This is a genomic window from Bordetella sp. (genome assembly GCF_057362025.1).
Map to the genome: position 1 here is coordinate 238,291 of NZ_JBMQQZ010000002.1, position 12,232 is coordinate 250,522.

Below are 12,232 nucleotides of genomic sequence, written 5' to 3' on the forward strand. Positions count from 1 at the left end.
TATCTATCTATGTCTTCTCCACCTTCGCCCACCCCGTCGCCGTCATCCGCCATCCCGCCACATCCCGGCTCCCCCTCCCCGGTCCCGGACTTCGATGTCGCCCAGGCCTGGTCCGGGCATCTGCGCCGCACGCTGCAGGCCCGGCCCGACCTGCATGCCTGGCTGCGCGAGGAAGGTGTCACGCAAGCGTTGACGCCGGCCGTGCTGCACGCCTGGCGCGATGCCCTGGCCGGCGGCGATACCGCCCTGCCCGTCGCCGAGTGCCGCGCCGTGCTGCGGCGGCTGCGCGAGCGCGTCTTTTGCGCGCTGATGGTACGCGACCTCGGCGGAGCCGCCAGCCTGGAGGAAGTCGTCGGCGCGATGACCGCGCTGGCCGACCTGGCGGTAGGCGAGGCCTACCGCAGCGTGGCGACCGACCTGGCCGCGGTGCATGGAATGCCCATCGATCCCGCGACCGGCGCGCCGCAGGAGATGCTGATCATGGGTATGGGCAAGCTGGGTGGCCAGGAGCTGAACGTTTCCTCCGACATCGACCTGGTCATGCTCTACGGCGAAGAAGGCGAAACACCGGGACCGCGGCGCCTGAGCAACCACGAGTTCTACGGTCGCCTCACGCAGCGCATGATGCCCGTCCTTTCCGAACGCGACGCCAATGGCCACGTCTTTCGCACCGATCTGCGGCTGCGGCCCGACGGCGACGGCGGTCCGCTGGCCTGGAGCCTGGACGCCTTCGAGCACTACCTGGTGGGCCAGGGACGCGAGTGGGAACGCTATGCGTGGCTGAAGGCGCGCCCCATGCCCGCGCGCGCCTTCGCCGGCAGCGACCCCGAGCCGCAATTGCGCCAGATGGAAAGCCTGCGCCAACCCTTCGTCTATCGCAAATACTTCGATTTCGACGCACTGGCCGCCCTGCGCGCGCTGCGCGAGCGCATCCGCCTGGATTGGGAGCGGCGGGCGCTGGCCCGCAACGGCATGGACAGCGCGCTCAATATCAAGCTGGGCGAAGGCGGCATCCGCGAGATCGAGTTCGTCGTGCAGCTCTCGCAACTCATACGGGGCGGCCGCATGCCGGCGCTGCAGGTGCGCGGGCTGCTGCCGGCCCTGCATTGCGAGCGCGACGCCGGGCTGATTCCGGCGGAGGACGCCGCGCGCCTGGAATCCGCCTATCGTTTCCTGCGTCGGGTGGAGCATGCCCTGCAATACCGCGAAGACGAACAGACCCATCTGCTGCCCGCCGACCCGCCACAGCGCGCGGCGCTGGCCGCGGCATTGGGCCTGGAAGCGCACGCCTTCGAACGCACGCTGACCGAGCACCGCGCCTTTGTCGAAGAGACTTTCCGCAACGCCTTCAGGCTGGCAGGCGTGGGGGACGGCGAAAACGGCGGCAATGGCGCGACGGCGGGCGATGCGTCCGGCGCCAGCCGGACCGCCTGCAAGAACAGCGCCGCGCAGGACGGCGATCCTGAAACCGCGCTGATGGACGAAATCCATACCCTGTTCGGCGCGGACGCGGAACAACTGGCCGGCCGCGCGCGCGCCCTGCTGGGCGGCCCGCGCTTGCGTACGCTGCCGCAGGCCAGCCGCCAGCGCGTCGATATCCTGCTGCCCATGGCCATGCGGGCCGCGGCACGCACGGTCGCGCCCGCCGCCGCGACGGTGCGCCTGTTCGACCTGATCGAAGCGATCGCGCAGCGCAGCGCCTACCTGGCCCTGCTCGCCGAATACCCCGACACGCTGGCACGCATCGCCCGCATGATGGCGGCCAGCCCCTGGGCGGCGCAATACCTGACCCAGCACCCGCTGCTGCTGGACAGCCTGATCGATTGGCGCACGCTGCACGAGCCGCTGGATTTCGCCGTGATGGCGCGCCAACTGGCCGCCGACCTGGATGCCTGCCGGCTGCCGGACGGCACCCCGGACATCGAAAGGCAGATGAACCTGATGCGCGATGTCCAGCGCCAGGCCAGCTTCCAATTGCTGGCGCAAGACCTGGAAGGCGAGCTGACGGTGGAAAAACTGGCGGACCAGTTGTCCGCCCTGGCCGACATGCTGCTGGCCGAAACGCTGCGGCGCGTGTGGCCGCTGGTGAACAGGCAGCCTGACGCGGTGCCGCGGTTCGCCGTGATCGCCTACGGCAAGCTGGGTGGCAAGGAACTGGGCTATGTGTCGGACCTGGACCTGGTGTTCCTGTACGACGATCCGCGCGAGGACGCGGCGGAAGTCTACGCCAAGCTGGGGCGGCGCATGACGTCATGGATCTCCACCATGACGTCTTCCGGCCGGTTGTACGACGTAGACCTGCGCCTGCGGCCGGACGGCGACGCGGGCCTGCTGGCGGTTTCCGTCCAGGCATTTGCCGAATACCAGAGCAAGCATGCGTGGGTCTGGGAACACCAGGCGCTGACGCGCGCGCGCTTCGCCGCCGGCGATGCCGCCGTGGGCGCGCGCTTCGAGGCCGTGCGCAGGGAGATCCTGTTGCAACCGCGCGATGCGCAAGCGGTACGCCGGGAGGTGCTGTCCATGCGAGACAAGATCAGCGCCGGCCATCCCAACAAGACGGACACGTTCGACCTGAAGCACGACCGCGGTGGCATGGTGGATGTCGAATTCGTCACCCAGTACCTGGTGCTGACACAGGCGCCCGCGCACCCCGTGCTGGTGGCCAACCTGGGCAACATCGCGCTGCTGGGCATCGCGGCGCGCGAAGGCCTGATCGATGCCGGTATCGCCGCAAGGGCGGCCGACGCCTACCGCACCCTGCGCCGGGCGCAGCACCAGATGCGCCTGCAGGGTCAGGAGAAGGCCCGCGTAGCGCCCTCCGTCCTGGCCGCGGAACGGGAGGCCGTACACGCCCTTTGGGATGCGGTTCTGGGGACGAATGCGGCGGACCAGGCCACCGCCACGGAATAACGGCGCCGCCGCAGGCAATATAATGAGCGCTATGTCCGAACTCGTCCGCCCCACACTGCAATTGCCCGAAGGCCGCCGCAAAGTGCTGCTGCACTCGTGCTGCGCGCCCTGTTCCGGCGAAGTCATGGAAGCCATGCACGCTTCCGGCATCGAATACGCGATCTACTTCTACAACCCCAATATCCATCCGGTCAAAGAGTACGAGATCCGCAAGCAGGAAAACATCCGCTTCGCTGAAAAGCACGGCATCGAATTCATCGACGCCGACTACGACATGGATAACTGGTTCGATCGCGTCAAGGGCATGGAAAACGAGCCCGAGCGCGGGGTACGCTGCACCGCCTGCTTCGACATGCGGTTCGAACGCACGGCCCTGTATGCCCACGAGCATGGCTTCGACACGATCACCAGTTCGCTGGGCATTTCGCGCTGGAAGGACATGAACCAGATCAACGGTTGCGGCGAGCGCGCGGCGGCCCGTTATCCGGAGCTCGTCTACTGGACCTACAACTGGCGCAAGGGCGGCGGCTCGCAGCGCATGATCGAAATCAGCAAGCGCGAGAACTTCTACCAGCAGGAATATTGCGGCTGCGTCTATTCGCTGCGCGATACCAATCGCCATCGGCGCGCGCAGGGCCGCGAGCGCATCCACATCGGCGTAAAGTTCTACGGCAAGGAAGGCCTGGTCAATCGGGAAACCCTGCTCGAGGACGATCCGCCGGCCGCGCCGGAAAACCGCTAGCGCCAGCCGGCGCCACGCGGCCTGCCCGCATGGCGTTTTGCAAGCTGCGATGTCCCCTCATTGCGGCCCCCCCACCCCGTCGGCGTACACTTTGCCCTCATTCCGTGCAACGCACCATGAGGACAATATGAACGGCGCCGAAAGTCTGGTCCACACGCTGCTGAAAAGCGGCATCGACACCTGCTTTGCCAATCCAGGCACCAGCGAAATGCATTTCGTCTCGGCGCTGGACCGCATCCCGGGCATGCATTGCGTATTGGCGCTGGCCGAAGGCGTCGTCACGGGCGCAGCCGACGGTTACGCGCGCATGGCCGGTAAACCGGCCGCCACCCTGCTGCATTGCGGACCCGGGCTGGCCAACGGACTGGCGAACCTGCACAACGCCAGGCGCGCGAATACCCCCATCGTCAATATCGTCGGCGACCAGGCCACGCATCATCGTCCGCTGGATGCCCCGCTGACGGCGGACACCGAAGGCTGGGCGCGGCCCGTATCGGGTTGGACGCGTACCGCCGCCGAGGCCGCCACCATCGGCCGCGACGCGGCCGCCGCGGTCCAGGCAGCCCGCACGGCGCCGGGACAGATCGCCACCCTGATCGCGCCATCCGACACCTGCTGGAACCCCGGCGGCGTGGTGGCCGAAGCCCTGGCGCCGCCGCCGGCACCCTGCGCCGACGAAGGCGTCGTCGCGGCCATCGCGCGGGTGCTGCGCGCCGGCGAGCCGGCCGTCCTGTTCGTCGGCAATTCAGCCTTGCGGGCCGGCCCCTTGGCCACGGCGGGGCGCATCGCGCACAAGACCGGCGCGCGCGTCATGGCGCCCAGTTCCAATGGCCGCATCGAACGCGGCGCGGGCCGCTATCCCGTCACCCGCCTGCCCTACGCGGTGGAACCGGCCGTCGCGGCGCTCAAGGGGGTCAAGCATTTGATCCTTGTCGGCGCCAAGGCGCCGGTCGCCTTCTTCGCCTACCCCGACAAGCCGGCCCTGCTCTATCCGGACGATTGCATGGTCCATGTGCTGGCGCGCGAAGACCAGGATCTGGCGGACGCCTTGACGCGCCTGGCGGACGCGCTGGACGCCCGCGCGGATGCGCCCCTGGCCGAACGCCCGGTGCTGGAGCCCGCGCGCGGCGCGGTCACATCGGAGGCGGTGGCGCAAACGGTGGCCGCCCTGCTGCCGGAGAACGCCGTCGTCGTCGACGAAGGCGTCAGCTTCGGCCGCGCCTTCTATCCCGGCACCATGAACGCCGCGCCGCATGATTGGCTGCAAATCACCGGCGGCGCCATCGGCAACGGTCTGCCCCTGGCCACCGGTGCGGCGATCGGCGCCCCGGGCCGGCGCATCGTGTCGCTGCAGGCGGACGGATCGGCGATGTACACGGTACAGGCGCTCTGGACTCAGGCGCGCGAACAACTGGACGTGACCACCGTTATCCTGGCCAACCGCAAATACGCCATCCTGCTGGGCGAACTGCAAGGCGTGGGCGCGGCCGCGGGCAAGACGGCGCTCGACATGCTGGACCTGACCCGTCCCAACCTGGAATGGGTCAGCATCGCCCAGGGCATGGGCGTGGAGGCCGCGCAGGCGGATACGATGGAAAAATTCGCCGATCTGCTGTCCATGGCGAACCGTCGCAAAGGTCCCTTCCTGATCGAGCTCGTCATTTAGGAACGGCGGGGAGCGCCCTGCCAGCCCGCACCAAGGGACTTGTAAAGGGCAATCACGCCTCGGATCTCTTCCAACCGACCAAGAGCAAGTTCATCTCGCGCCTGGTTGACCGACCGCTGCGCGACGAGCACCGGCAGATAAGCACTTAATCCCCGCTCGTAGAGCTTGGTCGAATGCTCCAAGGCTTGTTGGCTGGTGATAACGGCCTTGTTCAAGGATGCCTGGCGTTGCCGTTCACTCGTCCATGCCGTCAAGGCATCCTCCACATCGCGAAGCGCAAGCCGCACGTCTCGTTCGTAGACCAGCCTTGCCGCATCGGCGTTGGCTTGTGCCGCCGTCACCCCCGCCCGCCCACGTCCTCCGTCGTAGAGCGATTGGCTACCTTGCATTCCCGCCGACCAGACCAGGCTGGCGCCCGAAAAGAGACTGTGAATGAAGCTTGCCGTGGTGCCGATGTCCAACGGGATACGAAACCTGGGAAAGCGTTCTGCTTCGGCGACACCGATCTGAGCGCTGGCTGCCGCAATGCGTCGTTCGTCCGCCCGCAGATCCGGGCGTTGGCGAATCACTTCGGAAGGCATGGAAAGCGGCAGGTCGGCACGCATCGCCAACATCGGTGCAGCCTTGCCCAAGGCGTCGTGCCAATCGCCAGGGAAGCCACCTGCCAAGACACCAATGGCATGGCTGAAGCGGGCAATATCCGCTTCCATTAACGGTGGCTTCGCTTCGGCTGTTTCACGTTCGGCACGCGCCTGCATGACATCGGCCTGGGACCCGAAACCCATCCGCTGCGCCTGTTCGGCCAACCGTTCCGCGTCAACGAGCGCGCGGATGTTGTCGCGCGAGATATCCAGACGTAGCTGCGTAGCACGCAGCCCTGCGTAATTGGAAACCAGTTCAGCAACCAAACTCACTTGTAGCGCACGATGATCTTCGGCAAGCGCTTCTATACCGGCGTCGGCGGCTTCAATTGCCCGGCGAGTGCCGCCGAACAGATCCAGTTCCCAACTGGCATCGAATCCCAGATGCCAAGTGCGGGACTCACCGCCGGACTGCGAAGTCAGTGCCTTGCTGCTGCGCAGGGCCTCTCTTGCGCCACCGGCTGAAACCGTGGGTCCGGAAGAAGAAGCGATCTGCAATCGCTCGGCACGTGCTTGCCGCAATCGCGCCAGTGCGATATCGAGATCCTGGTTTCGCATCAAGGTCTGATCGACCAGACTATCGAGCACGGGGTCCTGGAATGATTTCCACCACGCACGAAGACCGTCCTGATCTTTGTTTCTCTTGGTGGCTCCCGTCTCAACCCAGTGAGCAGGAACCTGCACCGTGGGTCTTTGATAGTCGGGGCCTACCGTCATGCAGCCCGAGAGCCCGACAAAGAGCGAGAGCATCATCAGTACTCGGCAACGTCGCGGCAGAGAATGATTCGGTAATGCGCGCATGACCACCCCTTACATCCAACGTTGCAGTACGGATACGAGCCAGCCCTGGGGTGGCGAGTCGCCTTCCGACGTCGCCACCTCGATGCTGCCTGTCATGCCTGCCACCAGCACGATGTCATGCGGAAGCTGCTCGAACGCCACACGGACAGGGATGCGCTGTGCCAGGCGAACCCAACTGAAGCTCGGCTCCACACTTGGCAAGCCCTGGGCATCGGCCTGTTGGTTGGCGTCGGTGATGCCTCGTCCGATGCTGACGACCCGGCCAGGGATGATCTTGTCGAACCCCATCAATCGGATCCGCGCAGCCGCACCGGGCTGGATGCCATGCAATTTTGTCTCCTCAAAATAACCGGTCATCCAGAAACTGTTTGCGTCCACCAAGGCGATATTCGGCTGTCCGGTCGCAGCGTAGTCTCCTTTACTCAATCGCAGTCGCGTGACATAGCCATCCACAGGGGCGCGTAAGACGGTGCGCGTCAAGTCGAGTTTGGCCCTATCCACATCGGCCCGCGCACCGCGCTGTTCAGCCTGGGCCGTGACCACTGCCTGGTTCGCGCGCTGGATTTCTTCGGCAGGCACGAGGTTCTCCATGCCTTGACGCCGCTTGGCATCCTCGATCTTCTGGCGCAGCGAAGCCGTTGCCGCGGCCAATCGAGCATCGGCCTGCGCCAATGCCAGGGCGAAGCTGGCAGAGTCGATGCGATAGAGCACCTGCCCCTGTTTCACGTACTGATCGTCTGCCACCGCGACTTCGACTACGCTACCGGACACCTCCGGTGCCATGCGTACGATCTGCGCGCTAACACGGCCATCGCGCGTCCAAGGGGCCAGGACATAGGCGTGCCAAAGCGCGTTCACAAGCCACCCAGAGGCAACAACGACAAGTAATGTAAGCCCCGCCCGTATCAGCGGTTTTATCGAGAATGGAATCTTAGACATAGAGAATCAACACTGAAACCAGGCAGACAGAGATAGCGAATTCGAACAAGCCGGGGTGCCAGACCCACCGCAATACGCCGCTACGCGCAAGCACGAAGCGAACGCCTGAATAGACCGGCAGCGCGATACACGCATAGACAAAGAATGGCGGCAGGTAGATGCCCGCCAACGAAAACTCACTGAGCATCGGCTTGGCCTCCAGATCGTTTTGAAAAATAATCCGCGTGATTCTCCAGCAACGCCGCAATATCGAGCAGCACGACATTGAGTTGCCGTGTTTCGGCCGTGGCGGCCCCATCCATGGCGGGTAGCCGCAACAAGGTCTTGGCAGCGCGGCGTGCGTGTCTTGCAGCCAGACGGGGCTGGCTCGCGCGACGGCTCATGTTGCGAAAAGCGTCCGCCAGAACGCGATGCAAATCGGAGTCCCTGCGCGCCTGCCGCAGCCGTTTACGCACCCGCAGGACTTCACGGCCCAAGTGAATGCTGGTCAAAGCGTTGGATACGGCTCGGTCCATCGCCTCCGGATGGGCCTTGAGCAAGGCACCGAGATGCACCGCGCGATGCTGTTGACGCCATTGCCATATGCTCGTCTCCGTCCGCACGCCTCTCAAGGTACCGAGCGCTGCGTCGCGGATAGCCTGGTCCAGCCGTGCCACGTCACGGGACAAGTTGCGCGGCAGCACAACTCTGAACCCAAGCAGCGTGCAGAATGTCGCCAATATCCAGGCCACGGAGCCGTTGAGGAATACCGCAAAGTCGTAGCGCATCAGATTGTCTGGAGCCGCCAATGACGTGAATGCAACCAGATAGGCGACACCGGCCAATGCATGACGAGGCATCGTGGTTGCGTAAATCGCTGGCAACCAAAACAGGCCCAGGACCAGCAACAACAATGGCAGCCCGCAGACATGAGGCAGAAGGACGAAAACGCAGATGAAGGCCATCACCACGGCCATCCCTGTTCCCTTGATGAACTCGACGGCGCCAAGCGCGGGATTGGGTGCGGTCGACAGCAGCGCGCAAGCGGCGGCCAAACCCGCCAACATCATGGCTCCGTACGACCATCCGGTTGCCACCCAGAACGCACCGCCAGACACGACTGTCAGTAACGCTCGCAGCCCATTCCGAATCGCTGCCGACGTGTCGCGGTAGAACGGCGCGGAGGCTGGTGCCACTGTGGGCCGGGGGAGATGGAAGCGCTCTATGCCCTTTAAAGCCTCAAGGTAATCGTCAAGCTGTTCGATCAGGCGATCGCCCGCGATCATCAGCGCGGACTGCTCCAGCGCATCGTCGAGCGAAGTCGCGGAGAGCATGTCCATCAATCGTGCACGCATATCGGACAATGCCTGGACGGCACCCGCCAGTCCCTCGGGGCCGGGTTCCTTGGCCAGTTCCAGACTGGCTTGCTGCCACGCCTTTTCCCAGGCGGGCTGCAGCGATCTCAATGCATCGAGGCTTGCACTGCTCTCCCGCATGGGAGGCGTCCCGCCTACCAATGCGGAAAACAAGGACGCCATCGTTTGCCGCACCGTACCGGCACGCTGGGTCAGGTCGGCGGACTCGGCTTTCCCCAGCGCGAGCAAGTCGTCCACCCCATAGATTTCGGTAATGAGGTTGCGCCGACCTGCATCCAGAGGCTTGCCACCCGGTGCGTCGCTGCCGTGTATCGCCTGGTGATTCGTCGAGAGCATGCCTGCGGTTGCCGCTGCCAGCCGCTTGAGCTGGATGGCCAGACGGCTGCGTACGCTTTGGGTACTGAAGAGGGCAGACACCGCGGCCAAGCACACCACGCCGATCAGCACTGATGCCCCGCGCCCCATCACTTGATCGAACGTGCGTTCTGGATGCTGCATGGCACCGTAGGCGGCCAAGCCCACCGTGTATCCCGCCAAGGCTGCGCCATAGGCCCGAAAATGACGCAGGAGCGTCATCCCCGCCACGCAAACGCCCAGCCACAACCCGAATCCCAACAGGAACAGCCAGGGCATCTGCCCGAATGCGCTCATCAGAACGAAGGCCGCCAACATGCCGGCCAAGGTGCCCAGCACCCGCCATATCCCTTTGCCGATCACGGCTCCCTGGACCGGACTAATGACGAGCAGCGCGCTGGAAGCCGCCGAATACGGCGCGTGCAGGTCCAATAAATAAGCGACAACGAGTGCCAACCACGCGGAAAGAATGGAGCGCATGACGTAAGTCGCGCGCGGTGTTGTCAGGTCGAGGTGCGCCAGCCCATGTGCGAACCACTCCCCAAGTTGGGAGAAGCGGCGGGAAATGATGCTTGGAAATGCCGAAGCAACGTTCGGAGAACGCACGACAGAGTCCTACTACAGTGATTGATATGCATCACTGTAGGCATGCCGAATGATTCCAAAAAGTGAATTTATTGCATTCTCATGAATGCATAAAACGCACTCATCAGAGGAGGGTTACCTCGCAGAGCCTTGTCGTTGGGCCGTCTGCGCCTCCTCCATCTTGCAAAGCGCGTGGATCGTATTACGCAGCCATTGGTGAGCAGGGTCGCCATCCAGGCGCGGATGCCAGGCCTGCGTCAATAGCACTGTCTCAAGGGGCGTCGGCAGTTCAAACAAGCGAATGTTCAGGCCGGCAGCGAGCGCGCTATGGGCCAGATGCCTGGGTAACGGCAGCAGCAAGTCCGAATCCTGCAATGCAAACAATGCGGTATAGGGGCTGGGTACAACCAAGGCGACGTGCCGGTGCAGCCCTTGCCCCTCCAGCGCGGTATCCACCGGCCCGGTGGCCTTGCCGCGCCGCGACACGTTGATGTGCTCCCAGCGCGTGAGGCGTGCGGGTGTGATTTCATCGTCAAAGATCGGATGGCGCGCGCGTGCGACGCCCACGAACGTCGTGGTGAACAGCGACTGCACACGGATCTCTGGCCCCAGCTTGCGCGAAGCGCTGATGAACAGATCAATGCGGCCATTGCGCAGCGCCTCTTCGTCCACGTCATCTTCCTCTGGCGAGAAACGCAGCATCGCCCGCGGCATCTCTGTGGCCATCGCGGCCAACAAGTGGCCCAAGTGGATGCTGACGAACTCATCGGTGGCGCGGACGTTGAAACGCCTGTCGAGCGATTTCAGGTCGATCTCGGTGTCGGATTCAAAAACCTGCGTCGCTTGCTCGACTGCCGTGCGCACCCGTTCGCGCAACGCAAGTGCCTTCGGCGTGGGCATGAGTTTGCGGCCCACCAGGACAAACACCGGATCACCGAGCGCCTCCCGAATTCGACTCAAAGTGCGGCTCATCGCCGGTGGACTCAAATTCATGCGACGCGCGGCGCCGATGACGCTTCCTTCATCCAGTAGCGCATCCAAGGCCAATAGCAGGTTGAGATCAGGGCGCGCCATGTGGATTCTCGAATCATTAACTACCAGGCAATCATATTTCAGGTTGATTGACTCATAAAGCATTGATTGGCAAGTGGGCTGCTTCCGTATATCAGTGAATGAACACCTGCCGCATCGGGCTGCGGCTGAGCCCGGCGAAGTGCGGTGCCGGAGTCACTCCGAAATAAAAAAGGCGCCGCGAATGCGGCGCCTTTACGGCTGTCGTTGCGGGCCGGGGTTACGGCCCATCGGCCGGCAGCATCACTGCAGCGTGCGCTCGAACACCAGCTTGCCGTCTCGCAGGTCCACCGGCACCACATCGCGCGGGCCGAAGCGGCCTTCGAGGATCAGCCTGGCCACCGGGTTCTCGATCTGCTGCTGGATGGCCCGCTTCAAGGGACGAGCCCCGAACACCGGATCGAAACCGGCCCTGGCGATCTCCGCCAGCGCGGCGTCTGACACCTCCAGCTGCATTTCCTGCTTCTCCAGCCGCTGCGCCAGGCGCTTGAGCTGGATCCGTGCGATCGATTCGATGTGCTGCGCTTCCAGGCCGTGGAATACGACGACCTCGTCGATCCGATTCAGGAATTCCGGGCGGAACGACTGCTTCAACTCATCCCACACGACTTCCTTGATGACCTCGTAAGGCTTGCCGGCCATGGTCTGTATATGCTGCGAGCCCAGGTTGGACGTCATCACGATCACCGTATTGCGGAAGTCCACCGTGCGCCCCTGGCCGTCGGTCAGGCGACCGTCGTCCAGCACTTGCAGCAGCACGTTGAACACGTCCGGGTGCGCTTTTTCGACTTCGTCCAGCAGGATCACGCTATACGGCTTGCGGCGCACGGCCTCGGTCAGGTAGCCCCCTTCCTCGTAGCCGACGTACCCCGGAGGCGCGCCGATCAGGCGGGCCACCGAGTGCTTTTCCATGAACTCGCTCATGTCGAGCCGCACCATGGCGGTCTCGTCATCGAACAGGAACTGGGCGAGGCTCTTGGTCAGCTCGGTCTTGCCGACGCCGGTGGGGCCCAGGAACATGAACGAGCCGATCGGCCGGTTCGGATCCTGCAGCCCCGCACGCGACCGGCGCACGGCTTTCGCAACCGCCGCCACGGCTTCGGACTGGCCGATGACGCGGGCGCCCAGCGAGCCTTCCATATGCAGGAGCTTTTCGCGTTCGCCTTCC

Annotated in this window: 9 protein-coding genes; 3 read left to right on the top strand and 6 right to left on the bottom strand. The window is 64.4% G+C overall.

Going from position 1 to position 12,232, the window contains the following annotated elements:
- The first annotated feature begins 9 nt into the window (after positions 1-9).
- From glnE to ACO1P8_RS01175, 3 genes are all read left to right on the top strand, one after another.
- Positions 10-2,910, top strand: coding sequence for a bifunctional [glutamate--ammonia ligase]-adenylyl-L-tyrosine phosphorylase/[glutamate--ammonia-ligase] adenylyltransferase (glnE, locus tag ACO1P8_RS01165; protein ID WP_486294092.1), 2,901 nt, complete (start codon positions 10-12; stop codon positions 2,908-2,910).
- 31 nt (positions 2,911-2,941) lie between these two features.
- Positions 2,942-3,652: an epoxyqueuosine reductase QueH gene (locus ACO1P8_RS01170; RefSeq protein WP_094841228.1), complete on the top strand. Its 711-nt coding sequence runs from the start codon at positions 2,942-2,944 to the stop codon at positions 3,650-3,652.
- 127 nt (positions 3,653-3,779) lie between these two features.
- Positions 3,780-5,318, top strand: a complete 1,539-nt coding sequence (locus ACO1P8_RS01175) for an acetolactate synthase large subunit (protein ID WP_486294093.1) — start codon at positions 3,780-3,782, stop codon at positions 5,316-5,318.
- Here the strand turns inward: ACO1P8_RS01175 and ACO1P8_RS01180 are convergent.
- The 6 genes from ACO1P8_RS01180 to ACO1P8_RS01205 all read right to left on the bottom strand — a co-directional run.
- Positions 5,315-6,712 carry an efflux transporter outer membrane subunit gene (locus ACO1P8_RS01180; protein ID WP_486294094.1) on the bottom strand — a complete coding sequence of 466 codons (1,398 nt, stop codon included), beginning with the start codon at positions 6,710-6,712 and terminating at the stop codon, positions 5,315-5,317. The genes ACO1P8_RS01175 and ACO1P8_RS01180 overlap by 4 nt on opposite strands.
- Positions 6,713-6,769: 57 nt before the next feature.
- The gene (locus tag ACO1P8_RS01185) at positions 6,770-7,699 is read right to left on the bottom strand and encodes an efflux RND transporter periplasmic adaptor subunit (protein WP_486294095.1); all 930 of its coding nucleotides are present in this window, start codon (positions 7,697-7,699) and stop codon (positions 6,770-6,772) included.
- Positions 7,692-7,964: a DUF1656 domain-containing protein gene (locus ACO1P8_RS01190; RefSeq protein ID WP_486294096.1), complete on the bottom strand. Its 273-nt coding sequence runs from the start codon at positions 7,962-7,964 to the stop codon at positions 7,692-7,694. The genes ACO1P8_RS01185 and ACO1P8_RS01190 overlap by 8 nt, the downstream gene beginning before the upstream one ends.
- On the bottom strand, positions 7,876-10,014 hold the full coding sequence (locus ACO1P8_RS01195) for an FUSC family protein (protein WP_486294097.1): 2,139 nt from the start codon (positions 10,012-10,014) through the stop codon (positions 7,876-7,878). The genes ACO1P8_RS01190 and ACO1P8_RS01195 overlap by 89 nt, the downstream gene beginning before the upstream one ends.
- A gap of 114 nt (positions 10,015-10,128) precedes the next feature.
- A complete protein-coding gene (locus ACO1P8_RS01200) occupies positions 10,129-11,067 on the bottom strand; it encodes a LysR family transcriptional regulator (RefSeq protein WP_486294098.1) in 939 nt (312 codons plus the stop codon).
- 240 nt (positions 11,068-11,307) lie between these two features.
- Positions 11,308-12,232: AAA family ATPase (locus tag ACO1P8_RS01205; RefSeq protein WP_486294099.1), on the bottom strand; the 925-nt coding region annotated here is incomplete at its 5' end.

Excerpts from the sequence above, each read along its gene's own strand:
- ACO1P8_RS01190 (WP_486294096.1), bottom strand. The coding sequence starts at position 7,964 with ATGTCGTGCTGCTCGATATTGCGGCGTTGCTGGAGAATCACGCGGATT.
- ACO1P8_RS01200 (WP_486294098.1), bottom strand. The coding sequence starts at position 11,067 with ATGGCGCGCCCTGATCTCAACCTGCTATTGGCCTTGGATGCGCTACTG.
- glnE (WP_486294092.1), top strand. The coding sequence starts at position 10 with ATGTCTTCTCCACCTTCGCCCACCCCGTCGCCGTCATCCGCCATCCCG.
- ACO1P8_RS01175 (WP_486294093.1), top strand. The coding sequence starts at position 3,780 with ATGAACGGCGCCGAAAGTCTGGTCCACACGCTGCTGAAAAGCGGCATC.
- ACO1P8_RS01170 (WP_094841228.1), top strand. The coding sequence starts at position 2,942 with ATGTCCGAACTCGTCCGCCCCACACTGCAATTGCCCGAAGGCCGCCGC.
- ACO1P8_RS01180 (WP_486294094.1), bottom strand. The coding sequence starts at position 6,712 with ATGATGCTCTCGCTCTTTGTCGGGCTCTCGGGCTGCATGACGGTAGGC.
- ACO1P8_RS01185 (WP_486294095.1), bottom strand. The coding sequence starts at position 7,699 with ATGTCTAAGATTCCATTCTCGATAAAACCGCTGATACGGGCGGGGCTT.